The sequence below is a fragment of the Acinetobacter sp. CIP 53.82 genome (assembly GCF_000369465.1).
Lineage (GTDB): Bacteria > Pseudomonadota > Gammaproteobacteria > Pseudomonadales > Moraxellaceae > Acinetobacter > Acinetobacter indicus.
Genome location: NZ_KB850046.1, coordinates 252,959 through 271,948 on the forward strand (window position 1 = coordinate 252,959; position 18,990 = coordinate 271,948).

General features: G+C 44.3%; 19 protein-coding genes. 3 read left to right on the forward strand and 16 right to left on the reverse strand.

The annotated features are described in order from the left end of the window. Positions 1-13 precede the first annotated feature (13 nt). The 5 genes from F905_RS14965 to F905_RS06855 all read right to left on the reverse strand — a co-directional run bounded on the left by F905_RS14965 (position 14) and on the right by F905_RS06855 (position 4,033). A complete protein-coding gene (locus F905_RS14965; RefSeq protein WP_005178894.1) occupies positions 14-451 on the reverse strand; it encodes a PulJ/GspJ family protein in 438 nt (145 codons plus the stop codon). Further along, positions 432-881 carry a pilus assembly FimT family protein gene (locus tag F905_RS06840; protein ID WP_005178896.1) on the reverse strand — a complete coding sequence of 150 codons (450 nt, stop codon included), beginning with the start codon at positions 879-881 and terminating at the stop codon, positions 432-434. The genes F905_RS14965 and F905_RS06840 overlap by 20 nt, the downstream gene beginning before the upstream one ends. Then, positions 875-1,339, reverse strand: coding sequence for a type IV pilin protein (locus F905_RS06845; protein WP_005178899.1), 465 nt, complete (start codon positions 1,337-1,339; stop codon positions 875-877). The genes F905_RS06840 and F905_RS06845 overlap by 7 nt, the downstream gene beginning before the upstream one ends. Positions 1,340-1,852: 513 nt before the next feature. Continuing rightward, the gene (locus tag F905_RS06850) at positions 1,853-2,947 is read right to left on the reverse strand and encodes a fatty acid desaturase family protein (protein ID WP_005178901.1); all 1,095 of its coding nucleotides are present in this window, start codon (positions 2,945-2,947) and stop codon (positions 1,853-1,855) included. A gap of 15 nt (positions 2,948-2,962) precedes the next feature. Continuing rightward, entirely contained in the window at positions 2,963-4,033 is a 1,071-nt protein-coding gene (locus tag F905_RS06855; protein ID WP_005178905.1) for a ferredoxin reductase, read from the reverse strand. 207 nt (positions 4,034-4,240) lie between these two features. On the opposite strand from F905_RS06855, the gene fabR reads away from it, so the two are divergent. Next, positions 4,241-4,867, forward strand: a complete 627-nt coding sequence (gene fabR, locus F905_RS06860; protein ID WP_228151050.1) for an HTH-type transcriptional repressor FabR — start codon at positions 4,241-4,243, stop codon at positions 4,865-4,867. Positions 4,868-4,887: 20 nt separating this feature from the next. Here fabR and F905_RS06865 read toward each other — a convergent pair whose 3' ends face one another. From F905_RS06865 to F905_RS06915, 11 genes are all read right to left on the reverse strand, one after another. After that, positions 4,888-5,688, reverse strand: coding sequence for an alpha/beta hydrolase (locus tag F905_RS06865; RefSeq protein ID WP_005178910.1), 801 nt, complete (start codon positions 5,686-5,688; stop codon positions 4,888-4,890). Positions 5,689-5,797: 109 nt separating this feature from the next. After that, positions 5,798-6,064: a PAAR domain-containing protein gene (locus F905_RS06870; RefSeq protein WP_005178913.1), complete on the reverse strand. Its 267-nt coding sequence runs from the start codon at positions 6,062-6,064 to the stop codon at positions 5,798-5,800. 185 nt (positions 6,065-6,249) lie between these two features. Further along, on the reverse strand, positions 6,250-9,087 hold the full coding sequence (rapA, locus tag F905_RS06875; RefSeq protein WP_034597838.1) for an RNA polymerase-associated protein RapA: 2,838 nt from the start codon (positions 9,085-9,087) through the stop codon (positions 6,250-6,252). A gap of 139 nt (positions 9,088-9,226) precedes the next feature. After that, positions 9,227-9,871 (reverse strand): RluA family pseudouridine synthase, encoded by a 645-nt coding sequence (locus F905_RS06880; RefSeq protein ID WP_034597840.1) that lies wholly within the window; start codon positions 9,869-9,871, stop codon positions 9,227-9,229. Positions 9,872-10,012: 141 nt separating this feature from the next. Further along, positions 10,013-10,711, reverse strand: coding sequence for a phosphopantetheine-binding protein (locus F905_RS06885; protein WP_005178923.1), 699 nt, complete (start codon positions 10,709-10,711; stop codon positions 10,013-10,015). Positions 10,712-10,875: 164 nt separating this feature from the next. Further along, positions 10,876-11,229, reverse strand: coding sequence for a hypothetical protein (locus F905_RS06890; RefSeq protein WP_005178934.1), 354 nt, complete (start codon positions 11,227-11,229; stop codon positions 10,876-10,878). 34 nt (positions 11,230-11,263) lie between these two features. After that, positions 11,264-12,148, reverse strand: a complete 885-nt coding sequence (locus F905_RS06895) for a hypothetical protein (protein ID WP_155756625.1) — start codon at positions 12,146-12,148, stop codon at positions 11,264-11,266. Positions 12,149-12,251: 103 nt separating this feature from the next. After that, entirely contained in the window at positions 12,252-12,668 is a 417-nt protein-coding gene (locus F905_RS06900; protein ID WP_005178941.1) for a GlcG/HbpS family heme-binding protein, read from the reverse strand. Positions 12,669-12,805: 137 nt separating this feature from the next. Further along, on the reverse strand, positions 12,806-14,107 hold the full coding sequence (hemL, locus tag F905_RS06905; RefSeq protein ID WP_005178944.1) for a glutamate-1-semialdehyde 2,1-aminomutase: 1,302 nt from the start codon (positions 14,105-14,107) through the stop codon (positions 12,806-12,808). Between the two features lie 42 nt (positions 14,108-14,149). Then, on the reverse strand, positions 14,150-14,770 hold the full coding sequence (gene thiE / locus F905_RS06910) for a thiamine phosphate synthase (RefSeq protein WP_005178946.1): 621 nt from the start codon (positions 14,768-14,770) through the stop codon (positions 14,150-14,152). A gap of 537 nt (positions 14,771-15,307) precedes the next feature. Further along, positions 15,308-15,691 (reverse strand): Mpo1-like protein, encoded by a 384-nt coding sequence (locus F905_RS06915; protein ID WP_005178948.1) that lies wholly within the window; start codon positions 15,689-15,691, stop codon positions 15,308-15,310. A 236-nt stretch (positions 15,692-15,927) separates the two neighbouring features. On the opposite strand from F905_RS06915, the gene F905_RS06920 reads away from it, so the two are divergent. Both F905_RS06920 and F905_RS06925 read left to right on the forward strand, forming a co-directional pair. Beyond that, a complete protein-coding gene (locus F905_RS06920; protein WP_005178951.1) occupies positions 15,928-17,385 on the forward strand; it encodes a CYTH domain-containing protein in 1,458 nt (485 codons plus the stop codon). Positions 17,386-17,498: 113 nt separating this feature from the next. Further along, positions 17,499-18,974 (forward strand): CYTH and CHAD domain-containing protein, encoded by a 1,476-nt coding sequence (locus F905_RS06925; protein ID WP_005178952.1) that lies wholly within the window; start codon positions 17,499-17,501, stop codon positions 18,972-18,974. Positions 18,975-18,990 lie beyond the last annotated feature (16 nt).

The window sequence follows — 18,990 nt, forward strand, 5'->3', positions numbered from 1 at the left end:
TTTGCTCTCCTTCTTACGGTGATATCTTAACTGGGATAGCTGGAACTAGCTGACCATCTGCTAGATCAGCTTCGCTTGCCGCCTCAATTACACTAAGTGTTGGATATTGTATGACAACCTCTTGATTCGTATTGGAACCATTGCTATGAATCTCAAAAGTTTTTGAGATTACTTCGCATTCCACTGCGACCTTCATATCTTGTGCATTAACATAACTCACGCCATCATCAGCAGCAGAAGGACACCCCCCTTTTTCAAGGTACTGTCTCATCTGGTTCACTGTATGGAGATGTAAGTTTTGATCACGGTGCACCACTGCTGTTCGACCAGAAATATAAGCAGCGCCTAAACCAATAATTGCCATCAGCACCATTGAAACCAATACTTCGATTAAAGTCGCGCCCTGCTGATACTTTGGTATTCCAAGATCGTTAGAAGTAACCTGCTTCATCTTGACCTCCTGACGCTTGAATCAAATACTGGGTACATGTGTTTGTCTGTAAAGACGCATTATTATTTAATTCAACCTTTTGAGTTGCTGAGTCACAGGCTGCTGAGGCTGGTAAAGTTGACAACTGAATTGTGACCGTTGGAGTAATATTGAAACTCCAAATAGTCGCATTGTTACTGTCTTTTACCACCACTGTAGTAGAAGTCACTTCCAGACTGGCAGCCTTAATTCCTTCCTTGACAGCATTCGGGTTTCTTAACGCTTCATTTTTAGCACGCGCATATGCTTCCAATAGTTCTTTTTCAGTTTTGGTAATTTGCGCATTCGCCACCCAAGCCCGGCCCAATGGGAAAATAGCCACAGCAAGAATTGCAAGCAAAGCAATCCCAATCATCAATTCGATGAGGGTCACGCCACGTTGCCTTACCATGAGCTTAACCCGCCACAGCCATTACTAGTTTCAGCAATATTTTTATAATTATTACTTCTGAAGGTCAGTACACATCCGGCATTCCTCCCCTCTCCCGTAGCGATCAACTCATAACCAGGTTTTGAATCAATATCTTTAATTTCTACTGTATATTTAAAGGTATCTGCTGCCGCGGGTTGCCAGCCTTTTGCGTGATTTTGAGTTTCCGTATTATCTGTAGTTGGATTTGGTGTAGGGGTTGCATAGCTTAAGTTGCGCTGATACATACTTTCCAATACCAAACTTAACGCAACTAAATCTGACTGGGCACTACGCGCTTTGGCTTTGGTGATGTAATTTGAATACATAGGCATGGCAATGGCTGCGAGAATAGCCAAAATAATGACGGCCACCATTAATTCCAGGAGCGTAAAACCTGCGCTAGATGTGTGGAAGTTCGAGCCTTGTTTTTTATACATTTTCCTTCTTTACCAAAAGCATACTTACTTCTATAAAACTAGCATAGGATTTGTTTAGTATATGTTGTATAAACCTCCAAATTGTTTAGAAATAATTCACTGCATTTTAATTATGATTATGATTATGATTTTCAATTAAAAAATGTTTAATCCTAAATATTTTTACCAATTGTTAAAATGTGTAAATAATTAACATGTTTTTCATATACATATTTAACTGAGTGTCATCAATCTTGTTGTGCTTTAAATTTTCATCAAAACTATATACTTATACTCACATAGAGTATATAAGCTTGGATATCATTGTACTTATCAAGTAATTGGCATAAATGCTCAAAGTTAATCATTTATGTGAATTATTTTATAAACAATTAACAAAAATCATACCAAATAACCTTTTTCTCCAGATTTCCGAGTTGGCTGCTTTGTTTTTAGTTTTTATGGCTCTTTCTATACAATAAAAAAGGCAATTTCCTATAAAAATTGCCTTTTTTCTCTTAACGCATTTTATACTTATTTTTTAAACGGAAACGCATACTTGGCAATCCGTTTCAGTACACTGCCATATTGTTTAAACAGGCTGGCATTGTTGTAGTGCAAACCATATTTTTCACATACTGCCTGTACTTTTGGCGCCATCTGACGGTAACGGCGTGCCGGTACATCCGGATATAAATGGTGTTCAATCTGATGGCTTAAATGGCCAGTCAGAATATGGAACGCTTCTGAACCAGTCAGGTTAGAAGAACCACGAATCTGACGCATATACCAGTGACCACGGCTTTCATTTTTCAATACCGATTTTGGGAATACCTCAACATCTTTGGTGAAGTGACCACAGAAAATAATACTGAAGGTCCAGATGTTACGGATTCCGTTGGCCACCAGGTTGCCAGTGAATACTGGTAACGCTGCAGGACCAGCAATCAGCGGGAAGAACACATAGTCTTTAAACAGCTGTTTAGAGATTTTGCTCTGTAAAGGTTTCCACTCTTCTTTCAGCTCAGCCTTGGTTTTACGGCCCATCCACACTTTACCGAGTTCCAGGTTTTGAATCGCCACACCCCACTGGAACAGTAAACAGAATGGAATACTGTAAATCGGTTGTAGCAGATGACCCGGTTTCCAGCGTTGTTCTGGGAACAGACGTACCAGACCATAGCCGATATCATCATCCATACCTTTAATATTGGTATAGGTATGATGCTTGTAGTTGTGGGTTTGACGCCAGTTTTCAGAAGTACCGACAATATCCCACTCATAGGTCTGACCATTGAATTTTGGATCGTTCATCCAGTCATACTGACCGTGCATAACGTTATGACCAAGCTCCATGTTTTCCATGATTTTGGCAAAGCCGAGCAGACCTGTCCCCAAAATCCAGGCTGGTGGGAACCAGCCGGCAAACAGGCAGGCACGACCCGCAATAGAGGCATAACGGATGGTTGAGTATACACGGCGGATGTATTTGGCATCTTTTTCGCCTAAATCATCCAGCACTTCCTGCTTGATGGCGTCTAATTCACGCGCCAATTCATCCAGTTCTAATTGGGTTAATTCGCGGTTTTTAGGATTTTTAAAATATTCAAATTTTACTGGCATATTCATAGTGAGTGTACCCGCTTATAAGTCAATAACTAAGTCTGTTTGTGCCGAATTCACGCAAAGCTTGAGCAAATTACCCGGTTCGGTGTTTTGCGCACCATTCACCAGATTTTTGGTCGAGCCTTCGACTTTGTTGCAGGCACATTTATTACAAATTCCCATACGGCAGCCATGCTTCGGTTGAATATTCTGCTGCTCCAGGCTGGTCAAAATAGATTGGCCTTTGGGAATGGTCACGGTTTTATTCGATTGGGTTAAGGTCACCTGTACAAAACCAGCTTCTTCATTGAGCATTGGGCTCATGCTAAAGGCTTCAGTTTTTAATTGCTGTGCATGCGCAAACAGTTCTTCTACCCGTGCAGCAAAACCCGATGGACCACAGGCATAGACTGCGCTCTGTTCAATCTGCTCAAAGGTTTGCAGATGGCTTTCATTCAGACGCTGTGCCGGTGTTTCCCCTGCCTGGGTATAAAACACGTCAAAGCTAAAGTATGGATATTGTGTCGCCCATTGTTCAAACTGGGTTTTAAAAGCAACATCGGCAAAGGTTTTTACCCAGTACATCAGTTTAACCGGGGTCTGCTTTAATTGACCCGATTTGGCCAAAGCATCGACCAGGCTATACATTGGGGTAATACCACTACCGGCAGCCAGCAAAATGAGTGGCTGTGTCGCTTCAGGCAACAACATATCGCCATAAGGCTGGCCAAATTCCAGAATATCGCCCACATTGGCCTGATTGACCAACCAGCTGCTGACTTTACCCTGATCGACTTTTTTAACGGTTAACAGCACATGCTGAGTATCCAGTTGCGTCAGGCTGTAGGTACGCTCATAGCGAATTCCTTCAATGGTGACAAAGACCGGGTGATGTTGGCCCGCCTGTCCAAGCTGGAATTTCTGATTGAACTGCACCATCAGGCTGACCGTGTCCTGCGCGGTCTGCTGCTTTTGCACAATCTTGCCCAATGCCTGATTCACAGACCACAACGGATTGATTTTTTGTAACCAGAAGTTTGCCGAGTACGGATCAACAATCGCACTCGCAAGAGATTTGAGGGGAGATTTCGACTTTTCGATAACGTGCATAGCCTACACCACGCGATGAATTCTCAATTATTATACACATGTATATATATTTGTATATACGCTTGTATTGTTTCTATTCATTTCACAAGTTCACACACAACGGCTATACTACTGAAAAGCCTTTCAGCTCTGGACCCTATGACTCAGCCTGCCATGAAAATAAGTAATGATGTTCTTGCCCAAGATGTTCCCAACATCCGTGAACCCATGACGGTGCGTACGGTCGGCAGGAAAGCGACCATTACCAAGGAAGAGCTGTTTCAGGCTGCACTGAATCTAATCGGACCCCAAAAAAGTATTGCCTCTTTAAGCCTGCGTGAAGTCGCGCGCGAAGCCGGTATTGCACCGAATAGTTTTTATCGTCACTTTAAAGATATTGATGAGCTGGCCATTGCCCTGATTGACCGGGCCGGCCATGTGCTGCGTCAGATTCTGAATCAGGCACGTTTAAAAGCATCCAAACAGAACAGCATTATCCGCACCTCGGTTGAAGTCTTTATTGAACAGCTAGATGCTGATGAAGGTAATTTAAGTCTGCTGTTGCGTGAAGGCTATACCGGATCGACGTCTTATAAGCAGGCAGTGGAACGTCAGCTGAACTATTTCCAGCAGGAACTAAAAGATGACCTGATTCGTCTGGAGCGTTTGAATAACAGCAAACTGTCCCATCCGGAGATTGTTTCTTCAGCCATTACCCAGCTGGTGTTTAATATGGGTGCCAAAGTGATTGATATGCCCGCCAATGAACGTAAAATCATTGCCGAGCAAACCATGATCATGATTCGGATGCTGCTCGAAGGCGCGCGCCATTTAGATGAAGCACAAATCCGTTAACTGGATTTTAAACTGCTTATTTAAAGTGCTGATCGAATCCGCTGCTGCACATCGCGTGCGCTCTGCTCAGGAGATTCCAGCGGGAACATATGCCCGCCCGCTACAACACTAAACTCAATGCCATATATCTTTTTTAGTCCTTGCGGAAAACCTTGCTTATAAAAAGCACTCTGCTCTGCCGTGATTAAATGCACCGGTAAATTCGGGGCTTTACGTGGCCAACGCCACCACCAGCTTGGTACAGTTCTAAAAATATTGGCTTCAATATGTTTTGGAATCTGTAAGCTGATACCGGCCTCATCTTCTTTAAGACCATGCTGGATAAAATCCTGAAAACAGCGTTCATCAAACTGTTTAAACAAGGCATTGCCACGTAACTGCTGATAGGCCTGCTCACGGCTAGACCAGGTATCTTTACGTTTCAGACTCAGCCCAGCCGGGGTTAAACGGTCAATCTGTTTTGAACCCAGCTTTTGTAATAACTCGAATATCGGCGCCGATTTCCCAATCACAAAAGGCGGGTCCATTAAAATCAGCTGGCTAAATAAATCTGGCCGTTGATAAGATGCCATCAGCAACACCAGCGCGCCAAAAGAATGCCCCAAACCGACCACCGCCTGTTTTGGTGTTTGTAACTCGATATCGGCAATGACCTGCGCCACCAGTTTTTCCCATTTTGGCTCAACCGGATAGTCCGGATTCAGGCCAATGACCGGAATATATTTCAGCTCAATATCGGCATCAAAATAATCAAAAAAGGTCTGATAGCAAGGACTGGCGATGCCATTGGCATGGGCAAAATAAACAACAGTTTTGGTCATAAAGGTCTTTGAAGCAGATAATCCATTTTGCAGGAGGTAATTTTAATTTTTTGCTGCGATTCTCAAGATCAGCCAGGCTGGTTCAACACTCTACGCCTGACCAATATATTTATTTAGCCGACACCACCAGATTCTGGCTAGGCAAGAAAGTTGCGCCGCAGGTGGTTTTATCACCAACAATCACCACACCACGCCCTTTGACCTGGGTGGTTGGATCGGCCGCAATGGCCGCTACTGTAGTTTTACATTTTGGACAATAATGCTTCATGCCATTTAAATGCACGGCAATGCCATTAATAACAAATGAACTTTCACATTCAGCAACCACACCGCCATGTGAAGTTTTAGAGCCTAAAGTGACTAATGCTTTACCCATCGTTGTTATATCTTTTAAAAATTTGGCTCATCTTAGCATGAACATTTTACCGGACTCTAGTGCACTGATCGCCGGGCTGTTTATGTCAGGCAAATCAGCATAAAAAAGCACCCTTCAAATTAGACTAAAAGTGTCCAACTTTCGGGGTGCAGTTCACGAAGGTGCTTTTCTAAAAATTACGACTGTTATGGTTTAACCACCACCATCACCTGAATCGCTTCCGGGGTAACCGCAATACCGTCAAGCAGGCTTAAACCTTCTTTTTGCAATTTCTGCAAACGGCTGATTTCATCTTCACGGATGCTTGGGTTAAATTGCTTCAGATACGTTAGACGGTCAATTTCATATTGCCATTTCGCGCCATACATTTCTTTGGCCTGCTCTTTTAAGCTCGGCAAGGCAGTTTTGGCAATGTCCAATGCCTGTGCATAACGCTGCTCAATCACCTCGCGGCGTGCTTTTACCACCTGACGGCAGCTATTGCCATCTAAATGATGTAAATATGGTTTTAAGATTTCAGGGGCAATTTTTTGCGACAGATCCTGACCTTTTTCACTCAGCAATACACGAATCAATTGCTGCGGCAAGCTTGATGGCAAGTTCAGCGCTTTCGGTGCAATCACATCAACCTTGAACCACACTTCCAGCAGCACCGATCCTTGCGGTAATGCAGCTGACTTTAACACCGCCACATTGGTACTACCAAAGCTTTGGGTATTGATCATTTCCATCACGCTTTCGGTAAATGGATGTTCCAGAGTCAGATATTGTGCATCTTCACGGATTTGTGCCTGATCACGATAGAAGGTCGCAGTCATGCCCTCTTCATCTAAAGTCAGACCTTGTACCTGCATCTGGTCTGTTGGCTTGATGATGACTGTGCCATTGCTTTGTTCATCAAAGTCGATGTTGGTTGAAGCCATAAAGCGCTTCATGAACATTGGCAAAGTGGTGTTGTCATCATAATCTTCCAGCGCCTGGACAATTTCCTGTGCCACCACCGGACGGCAAGAGTTGTATTCCAGCAGGCGGTCACGGCCTTCCTGCAATTCAGCTTCCAAAGCTTCGCGCTGTACGCTAACTACTTCCAGCAATTCTTCAAACTGCTGGCCTTGATCTGCCAGTAAGCAGTCTTTTAATTCAACAATGAAGTTTTCCTGCAAAGTCTGCGCCGTTGGGGAAATATTGCTGAAAATATTCAACGCTTCGTTATACCAGCGGAACATGCGTTCTTGCGCCGTACCGAGTAAATACGGCACATGAATTTGAATCCGATTTTCCTGACCAATCCGGTCTAGACGGCCAATTCGCTGTTCCAGTACGTCCGGGTTCGCCGGTAAATCAAATAAAATTAAATCTGATGCAAACTGGAAGTTACGCCCTTCTGAACCAATTTCCGAACAGAGCAGGATTTGCGCACCATAGGAATCTTCTGCGAAATACGCCGCTGCCTGGTCACGTTCCAGCAGGCTCATGCCTTCATGGAACATCGCGGTACGGATACCGGCATGTAAACGCAGTGCATTTTCCAGCGCTTCCACCACCGGCCCACTACGTGCAATCAGTAGCACTTTTTTGTGTTTTAAATCGCTGCGCAGTTTTTCCATTAGCCACATTACACGCGGATCGGTTTCCATCCACGCGCCGTCGAGTTGGCCTTCTTCTGGCCACATCTGTTCACGTAGCTTGCCCTCTTTGGCCCAGTGGTCTGGGGCTGGCAGTGGTGCTGGCTGACAGTCACGGCCCGGGAAGCCCTGAATCGCTTCACGGGTGTTACGGAATAAAATACGGCCGGTACCATGACGGTCTAACAGTTCATGAATGGCGCGGAAACGCTGTTCCGGATGGTCTTCAATACGATGACCGAGCAAGCCTTCCAAAGCAGCCAGATGACCTTCTTCCAGTGGCATGTCGGACATCAGTACTTCAGCAATTTTGGCTGTTTGCTGATACTGCGCTTCTTCATCCAGGAAACGGTCCAACGAACTAAAACGCTGCGGATCGAGCAGGCGTAAACGGGCAAAGTGACTTTCAACACCCAACTGTTCCGGGGTTGCAGTTAAGAGCAGCACACCCGCCGTTTGTTCAGCGAATTCTTCGACCAGATCATAACGGTCATTGCCGCCTTCTTCTTCTGACCACATCAGGTGATGCGCTTCATCGACCACGAGTAAGTCAAAACCAGCTTCAAGTGCCTGCTCACGCAGATCTTCGTGGTCAATCATCAGGTCAATGGAGGCAATAATGCATTGCTCGGTCAGAAACGGGTTTAAATCCGGGTCGTGTTCTTTAATTGACGCTGTACGGGTCAGATCAAATAAAGAGAACTGCAGGTTGAAACGGCGGCGCATTTCAATCATCCACTGATATTGCAGTGAATCTGGCACCAAAATTAAAATACGTTCAGAACGGCCGGTTTTGAGCTGCTGATGGATAATCAGACCGGCTTCAATGGTTTTACCCAAACCCACTTCATCGGCCAGTAATACACGCGGTGCAAAACGCTTACCGACTTCGTGGGCAATATAGAGTTGATGCGGAATCAGGCCAACGCGTGAACCAATCAGGCCACGCAGCGGACTGCTGTGCATATTGGCCTGCATCAACAGCGCTTCAATACGCAGGTCGTACCATTCTTTATAGTCAATCTGGCTGGCCAGTAAACGGTCTAAGGGTTTAGACAGCTGGATTTGCGCGCCAATTCGGGTTTCATTCAGCGATTTCTGTTCTTCTGAACCATCTTCCAGCTGACGTACCACGTTATAACGCACCACGCCACCGCGATCTTCCAGACTCTGAACCGTCCATTTCAGGCCTTCCTGGTCCTGTACTTCATCGCCCGCATTAAACACGATACGGGACAAAGGTGCATTGTTACGTGCATAGACACGGGTTTCGTCACTCTTGGGGAATAAAATGCTGATTGAACGTTCATCTACATCAATAAGAACGCCTAAGCCCAGTTCTGTTTCTGTATCTGACAACCAACGTTGACCAATAGCAAACTGCTGCAATTTTTCCACCTTTTTCTAGAAGTTAGGACTGTCGCGTTATCACTCAAGGACTGCTTGCCATTTGAGCAAAATTTGACATCGTAAAGCAATATATTTTGACATAAAGCCCACCAAAAAGTGAGCTTAAATTCATGAGGATATGTTTCCCTTAAAACGGCACCGGGCAATTAAACTCCAGTGTTTCTCCCGTTTGAGGATGTTGAAAACTTAAATACGCCGCATGTAAACACAGGCGTGAAGACAGCTGTTGCTGCTCTGGCGTGGCATATAGGGTATCGCCAATAATCGGATGTCCCAGATATTGCATATGCACCCGCAGCTGATGCGAACGGCCGGTAATGGGAACGAGTTTGACCCGCGTAACCGCCTGTCCATTTATTTCAAACTGTTCCAGCGCCTGCCAGTGGGTAAGCGCCGGTTTCGAATGAGAAGGATCGGCCATATGCAACGGTGGACGGGTTGGATCATAGACCACCGGCACATCAATGGTGCCTTCGCCGTATAGATGCCCGGCCACCACTGCCTGATAATGCTTATCGGTCTGGCGTTCCTGAAACTGGCGTGAAATCTTGTTTTGCCCCAAGCGGCTAAGACCAAACACCAAAATGCCTGAGGTGTCGCGATCCAGACGATGAATTAACAGGATTTTAGGCTCAATGGCGACCAAACGGCTGATCAGGCAGTCTTGTAAATCTGCTGTTTTTCCTGGCACTGTGAGTAAGCCGGCCGGTTTATGGATGAGCATAAAATCTTCATCTCGATAAATCAGGTGTTCGGTTAGAAAATTACTCAAAGTACACTTCCAGGCTGATCGCGAAAATAAGGCGGCAATGATAAAAACCTTGCACCACAATTACAATGCAATTTGCGCAAATTGCAGACGTTTTTTCCGATTTTGCTGAATAAAAATGTCAATTTTCTGAAAATGGCAAATTTAGCCCGTTAAAATCTGCAGCAATCCGTGTAGTGTGGGTTTGGACTGCATATCTTCATAGCGAATATTGGCGCCATTGGCACGCCATAAACCGACCAGACTGACCATACTTACCGAGTCCAAACCATAGTGACGCAGATCTTCATGCGGGTCGATATCCAGCGCATCCATATCCAGCTGTTCTGCGATAGCCAACATAATACCTTTGGTCGACAATACATATTCGGAAGGTGCGCTTAAATCCCATAAGCGAGTCAGGCTATAGGTATTTAAGTGATGTATCCCCTGTGCCGAAATATTTTCAATCCACTGAATATGCTGATCTTGATTTGATAATAAAATTGCATCATCAACTACACAGATTTGCTCGGTGACACTTTGCAGATGTGGCAAGATTTGCTTGAGCATCGGCGTGACCTGCCCGGCAAAAATCAGCTGCGGATGCGTTGAGGCATATTCACCGAGTTGCTGCATGCCTTGAATCAGGTCATCGCCATACAAGTCCACAATTGGAATATCTAAAGCTTTGGCTTTATTGCTGATCTGAATCAGGTTCTGCATCAGTGGGCTGTCTTGAATCCCCTGCATCATGCGTAGATTTTGTAAGCCTACAAGAACTAATACTGATTGTGCTGATGCCAGTTGCCATTTGGCTTGTGAGGGAGAAAATTGGATTTTTTTGGGCATGGGATAAAGCATGGGATTCTCTTTGGCTTAAGACAGACAGCTTTTCTGGTGACTGTATATGCTAACTGAGACTGAGAATTGGCTGATAAGTTTAGAAACTCAGTTAGGGAGCATTTGGACAAATTAAGTCCAACTTTTTATAATAAATAAAAAAATCAAGGTTTAAAATAATAAGGTTATTTATCAATAAATAAATCTTTCATTTCATCATTTGATAAAACATGCGAGTATTCCTTCAACATATAGTTGATAAATCTAGAAGCTATGTGATGTCCCATTAAATGAGGTAGTAAGTTTACTATTAAGCTTCGAACTAACATTCTTTTCCTTTTTTTTTCAATTTTTTGATGCACTAACCATAATGCCTCACGACGATCTTTAGGAAAATCAACTCCTAATCTATAATCAATAGTAAGTTCTAACTCTTTACGTACAAATACTTCACTATTGATGTCTCCATGCTCTTCAATTAACTTAGTAATAAAGTATTCATACTCCTCTTGAGTTAATTTTCGACCATGGAATGACATAGTACAACCTTTTTATTACAGTAACTTAAGTCAGTTAACTTTCCGGAAATGCTTTTTTATATGTACCTTCTCCAAATGCTATATCAATAGATAATGGATCAATTAATGATAAACGCTCATTACGATTTAGTTGTAATAATTGTGCATATTCAAAATCACTCAATATGTCTGCAATGTCAGATTGAAATTCATTCGTAACTTTTTCGAATGAACGAATAAATTCAGGCATACTTATAGAGTTACTCAGCAATAATGAACTATCTTGTATTAATAGTTTATGTTCCAAAGATTCTTTAGCTTTCTGTAATGCTAATAATTGCTGTGATGAAATATACTCACCTACCCAAATCTTCACCTCTTCAGTAAAAATTTCTATTTGCATATTAAAAAAATTATTCGAAAATTCTTCTAAATTATTGCTTGTTAATAAACTTTTTTTAGCATACTTATTATAAATTTCCAGATTGGCAGATATAATTTTTAGGTTCTCATTTTTGGAGAAAGTTATTTCCTCCTTAATTGAATGAATATTTTCCCCAGTATCACATGCGGGAAGGTCACCTGAAATATCAGGATATTGATTAAAAGGTGATTTTCCATAAGTACCAAATACAGCACTAGATAGACGATAACCTCTAGCCTGAGATACTAAAATCTTAGCAGGAAGTAGAATACGATTAGCAGCTTGATGGCATACACCATCAATTAGATATCGTTTAATTCCTGCCCTTTCATTTGGTTCCGCAATTGTATCAGCACGCTTGGTACTTCCTTGACCTATTGTTAGCTCAGTACCTCCTTGCTTACCTCCCCAACATCCCCAGCTTTTTCCACTTTTTCCACATGTAACATAGGTATGATCAGCAGCTTTTAAAAATAATTTTGTTGGATAACATTTAGCAATGAGCATCCCCATCATACTTCTCCTTTCTTTAATTTTTAAAAATAGTATAATTTCTATATCATAATTATTTAAAATTTAATAATTTTTTCGGTATTCATTTATCTTTAAAAATTTCATTTTACTCTACTTGTTCTAAAAACTTCCCAATCGCGACTTGAGCAATCTCTGCATCTTCAAAAGACTTCACACCTGACACACCCATTGCACCGACCAACTGCCCTTGATACAGAATCGGCTCACCGCCTTCAAGCATGCCAGAGAAAGTCTCCATCGTCAGAAACCCCATTTGACCGCCTTTAATAATATCTTCAAACAGCTTTGACGGACGACGACTCATGGCAGAACATTTGGCTTTTTCGATTGCCAGATTTGCAGTCATGGGCGCTACACCATCCATACGCTTCATCGCAAGCAAACTTCCGGTTTCATCCACAACTGCAATGCTGACATTAAAGTTGTTCTGAATCGCATATTGGTGAGCTTCATTTAATAGAAATTCAGCATCACTTAAAGTCAAATAATGTTTGGTTTGCATGAATAAATATCCCTAGTTTTAGAATTTAATCTCCCCTAACCCTGAGCCATATATGGCGCAAGGAAAAGAGGGGAATTTCAAAATTAGAAATGAATATTCCCTCCTTTTCCAAAGGAGGGTTAGGGAGGATTTCAAACTTAAGCTTTCATTTCCGCAAAAGTTTCTTTCGCCATTTGAATGGTAAACTCGATATCTTCATCGCTGTGCGCGCTTGAAATAAAGCCAGCTTCAAATGCAGATGGTGCCAGGTTCACGCCACGCTCCAGCATGCCGTGGAAGAATTTACGGAAAGCATCGACATCACATTTCAGCATCGAGTCAAAGCTGGTGATATCTTCCTGATCGGTAAAGTACAGACCAAACATCGCGCCCACTTGCTGGGTTTTAAACGCAATACCGGCTTCATCTGCCGCTGCCTGTAAACCGGCCAGCAGTTTTTCCAGTTGTGTACTTAATTTTTCATAGAAGCCTGGCTCACGCAGATGTTTAAACATCTCGATACCGGCACGCATCGCCAGCGGGTTCCCCGACAATGTTCCGGCCTGATACACCTTACCCAGTGGCGCAATACATTCCATCACTTCGCGTTTACCACCGAAAGCACCGACCGGTAAGCCGGCACCAATGATTTTACCCAAGGTGGTTAAATCTGGGGTAACGCCATAATGCGCCTGCGCACCGCCTAAGCCGACACGGAAACCGGTCATCACTTCATCAATAATAAACACCGAGCCATGTTCATCACAGACATCACGAATGGCTTGCAAGAAACCCTCAATTGGCGCAACCAGGTTCATGTTACCGGCAACCGGTTCCACAATTACCCCGGCAATTTCTGAACCAAACTTGGCAAAGCATTCTTTTAAGGTGGCAATATCGTTATATGGCAGGGTTAAGGTGTGTTTGGCAAAATCCGCAGGAACACCGGCAGAGGTCGCTTCACCCTCACCTTTGGTTAACAGGCCAGAACCGGCTTTCACCAGTAATGAATCTGAGTGACCGTGGTAACAGCCCTCAAATTTCACGATCTTGTCACGGCCGGTATAACCACGTGCCAGACGAATCGCGGTCATGGTGGCTTCTGTACCGGAGTTGGTCATACGCACCAGTTCAATTGATGGCATGATTTCGCAGATAATATCGGCCAGCGTCGTTTCATGAACAGTTGGCGCACCAAAACTTAAACCGTCTACTGCAGCATCCTGCACCGCTTTAATAATCGCTGGATGGGCATGACCCAAAATCATTGGCCCCCATGAACCAACATAATCGACATAGCGTTTGCCATCTACATCATATAAATATGCGCCTTGGGCTTTTTCAATAAAGACCGGCGTGCCGCCTACACCATTGAACGCACGCACCGGTGAGTTCACGCCACCTGGAATATGTTTGCTGGCTTGTTTAAATAATTGTTCTTGCTTTGGAGATAGGCTCATGAATCGACTCAACTCAAAATAAAATCAGACAAAAATTTCGGCTTAAACCGCCTTTTTAAATAGTTCAGACCAGTCATATACGCGTTGAGCAACGGTATGCATCGGACGACCTAATATATCACTAATCACCGCACAAAGGTCGGCACCAGCATCAATCACCTGCTGACCATTTTCCACGGTTAACCCACCAATCGCGCAGATCGGTACATTCAGTTTTGCTTTGGCCTGCTTTAAGGTTTCTAGACCAATATTGCCAGCTTCCGGCTTAGTATCGGTGGCGAAAATTGCCCCAAATGCCACATAGTTAGCGCCATCGGCAATGGCCTGCTCTGCCAGTTCAAGTGAATTGTTACAGCTGCGGCCAATCAGGACATTCTTCGGTAAACGTGCTGCGGCTTCGACAATTGAGCCATCATCTTGACCCAAATGCACGCCGACACCATATTTTACCGCAGCTTCCAAATCATCATTAATCACAAATGGCACTTTGTACTGTGCACACAATGATTTCATATATTCAATTTCATAAGCCTGATCTTCTTTTGCCACCTTTTTACGGCGATATTGCAAGACTACAACTTCATAGGTCGCCATTGCACCTTCAAGTTTGGCTAAAAGCAGTTCAATCGGATCATCATTGGTAATTAAATATAAGCCACGCATTTTGCCTGCCTGAAACACCTCAAAAAATTGGCTCTCATTATTACATAGTTACAGCTCAAGAGCAGGCCTTGCCTGTATTTTCGCTGATGCTTTGTTTCAGTTCAGATTTTTATGCAAAATCCCTAGTATTGGGGATAGAGTCAGCGCCGGTTTCGGTATTTACTAAGACTCACAATAATAACGATATAAGTTGTTGTTTTTTATTTTTTTATATCAATAACAACCAACGTGCATTCATGGTCTCATGGACGTACTAGAATTTGATGCCAGGACGCATTTGGGGAAATGTGATCAAACGCTAGCACGTCCACACTCTTTTGACTCTCTTCATTCTTTTTATTTCAATGATTCCAGCTATAAAAAAAGCCCGGAGAAAGGTCACTCCAGGCTTGGAAAGTTAAAAACTGATGTCATCAAAGTTTCATACACTCTGCATTGCTTCAATTAATAGAACATTCACTCTACAATTTCAATGAATTTTTTGACCATTCATCTTATTTTTGACCGAAAGTTTTAGTTTTGCTCGAAAAATGAAGATTAGTTGTCAATTTTATCCAGTGCGCGGTCTTTAAGACTCAGGTTGCCGCGCAGAATGTCGGCAAACATTCGCCAGTCAGAAATAAAGCTATACAGCGGCTGTTTAAAGCTGGCCGGCTTGTTTTTTTCAAAGAAAAAATGACCGACCCAGGCGCAGGCATAACCGGCCACCAGTCCATAGACAAAGTAACGTGGCTTACGCTGCCTGACCATTTGCGTCAGGCAAATCAGGCCGATACCACTGCCCAGCATATGCAGACGCCGGCTCATGATATTGCGGTGTTCGGTTAAATAAAAACGATAAAACTCGTGATAATTTTGAATTGGACCTTGAGGCGTGTCATCCGGTTTTTTCGCCCATTCGGTGTTGAGGGGTGCGTTCATATTCATCATCCTGATGCTCTGTTCTTGCTCAAATTACCGCATTTTCTGTACAAATAAAAGCCACTTTGTTCGCGCTATTTTTCTGGCTACTTTTTTCAGGACAGATTTTGGTTACAATCAGAAGCCTTAAACAATGAACGCCTTTTCTGGACGCTTGATAATAATTTGGTATAGCGGCGTCATCTGCCAGAAAGCTACTTTTTTGCTGTATTGCTCAATTTTTTAGGACCAATTGAATGACCGAGATTGAATTAAAATTTCAAATTCCTGATGCGCGCCGTAATGCCTTACTTAAAGCGCTGGATCCTAAGAAATCTGAAACCATTTCGCTGCAAGCCCGATATTATGACACTGCCGACCGCCTACTAGCACAGCATGGTATTGCGCTGAGACAACGCTTGGAAGGCACGCGCTGGGTGCAAACACTGAAAGCCGGCAAAACCCATATTGAACGTTTTGAACATAATCATGACCTGGGCGAACTGCACCAGCCACCTGCGCTTGATTTAAGCATTTACGATGCCGCTCCCGAAGCCAGACAGCTATTAGATGCAGTTCTCAGTCAGACTGAAAGCCCGCTGCAACTGCAATTTGAAACCGATATGACACGTACTTTGCGTGTTATCCAGCTAGATGAAGTCGAGATTGAAGCCAGTTTAGATGTAGGCTGTATTCGCAGCGGCGAGCGTGAATATCCCGTCCATGAGGTTGAGTTTGAATTAAAATCTGGTTCGGTGCAGGCCCTGCTGGCCTTCTGTTTTGAATGGGTCAAGAAATACCAGCTCTGGTTAGATGTACGCAGCAAGGCCGAAATGGGCAATTTGCTGGCTTTAGACTTACAAGTCAGCCCGCCGCGTCTGGCTGAAGAATTCCGTTTAAATAAAAAAGCCTCAGCCGATCAGAATTTAAGACTGTTAATTGCCCAGCAATTGCAGCATTTACTACCGAACATTGCGGCTATTTCAGCGGGTGTTAATGAAGCCGAGCATATTGTACAGGCGCAAAATGCACTGAATCAGCTGTATTTAACCGTGCATTTGCTCAAAGACTGGAGTGCGTCTATTTCGGAAAAATGGGCCAATCAGTTACTGGCGTTTAGACAGCAGTTTGATCAGCTGCAACATTTAGAGCACATGCAAAATACCCTCGGCACCTTTTTGCAGAATCCGAATACCGCCTCGAATCTGGCCAAAGATATTTTATATGCTAAAGAGAAACTGGCCAATCTGGTGAAATCGACCCAGAATGTACATCATTATCTGGAACTGTTGATGTTTAGCCTGGATGAAGATGCCTCCCACCCTGCGCAGGATTTAAAACAGGCCGCTCAGCAGACTTTGCAGCATCAATATAAATTACTGCAAGAACAGCTAAACCAGACCAGTCAGACCGATTTTGACAGTCTGGATCAGCTGGCGCAGAAAATTAATGCCCTGAAATTTATTTTCCCGGTACTCACCACGATCTATAATGTTAAAAACCTGCAAAAGTACAGCAAAGCCCTGAACGATGCCCAGCTGGCCGCGCAGGAATATCAGATTCTTTCCTCCGCTGCGCTGTATATCCAGCAAACCGAGCTGGAAGCCAGCGACTGGTTTGTACTCGGCTGGCTGACCGCAAAACAGGAAGTCCATGCGCAAGCCTTGCTGGATGCCACCGAACAATTCCTGGTGAGTCGCAAGTTTATTAAGTAAGTTCAGCCACTCCCCGCTCCGGCCAGACAAAAGAATACGCTTTATGGCTACTTTTTATGCATGGCTTGGCCTATAGTAAGGTCAATCAAGAATAAAAATTGCAGGAGTTGGTTATGGCGGAAATCGAACTGAAATTTCAGGTGCCGGTGCATCAGCGCCGCGCCTTTGAAAAAGCCATTGCCAAGAAAAAAGCCGTGCCAATGCAGCTGTGGGCCAAATATTATGACAGTCCTGAGCAGCAGCTGGCACAGCATGCCATCGCCCTGCGTCAGCGTCTGGAAGGTCAACGCTGGTGTCAGACCTTAAAAGCACCGGGGCAGCATCATTTTGAGCGTTTTGAACTGGAACTGGCCCTCGGCCCGGATGAACCGGAGCAGCTGGATCTAAGCCTGTATCAGGAACATAAACAGGCGCAAACCTTGCTAAAACAGGCGCTGGAGCTGAAAAAGGCCGATTTAAAAAATACCGGTCTGGAGCTGCAATTTGAAACCGATGTGCAACGCCTGATTGTGCTTGAACAAATCAAAGACAGTGCAATTGAACTGGCCTTTGATCAGGGCGAAGTCCGCACACCAACAGCACAAAGCGATATTTACGAAGTCGAGTTTGAACTGAAACATGGCGATGTTAGCGACCTGATTGATTTTGTGCAGCCATGGGTAAAACGCTATCAGCTCTGGCTTGATGTTCGCAGCAAATCACAGCGCGGTCAGATGCTCAAGAATCAGCAGGACATCTTGCCCGTTCAACATCAAACACCTTTTAGCCTCGATAAACATGATTCGAGTAGCCGCGCGCTGGCCAAAATTGTCAGCAACTGTCTGACTCATTTATTACCAAATGCCACGGCGATTGCCGACAATCATTATCAGAGTGGTCATGTACATCAGGCCCGTGTGGCCATTCGCCGTTTACGCAGCGCGCTGAAAATCTTTGGTCACTGGTCCGAACAGGTACAACCCGAATGGCAAGCGCAATTGGCAGAACTGTTCCGGCAACTTGGTTCCACCCGCGACCGCGATGCGCTGAGTGAAAGCCTGATGCCACGTCTGGCCAAGGCCGGCTCTCCCCTCGCGGAACTGCCAGCAAGTAGCGAAAGCAGCGATGAAATTGATGCACTGTTTCGCGCGCCAGAAACAGTGCGCCTCTTGCTGGAGCTGCTACAGTTTAGCCAGTGCACAGCACATGAAGATGATCAATCGCTGAAAAAGCAGGTACGGAAACAGCTTGCAAAAATGCACCGGCAAATTTGTCAGGATGCCGTGCAGTTTGAACATCTGGACAGTGAACAGAAGCATCGCACCCGTAAACGGGTCAAACGCCTGCGTTATTCGGTCGAGTTTATTGCCTCTTTATTTGAAGCCGATGCCGTCAAACAGTATCTGAAAGCATTGAAACCGGCACAGGAATCTTTGGGGCAGTTTAATGATCTGGTGGTGGCCGAAGCCCTGTTTCAACACGAGGTTCAGCAAAACCCGCAGGCCTGGTTTGTTCTGGGCTGGATTGCTGCCGAGCAAAAGCATGTTCTGGCCGAAGCCCAGCAGCATTTGCTGGAATTTACCCGCAGCAAAACCTTCTGGTCGGACTAAAGCCCAGCACGGAGAT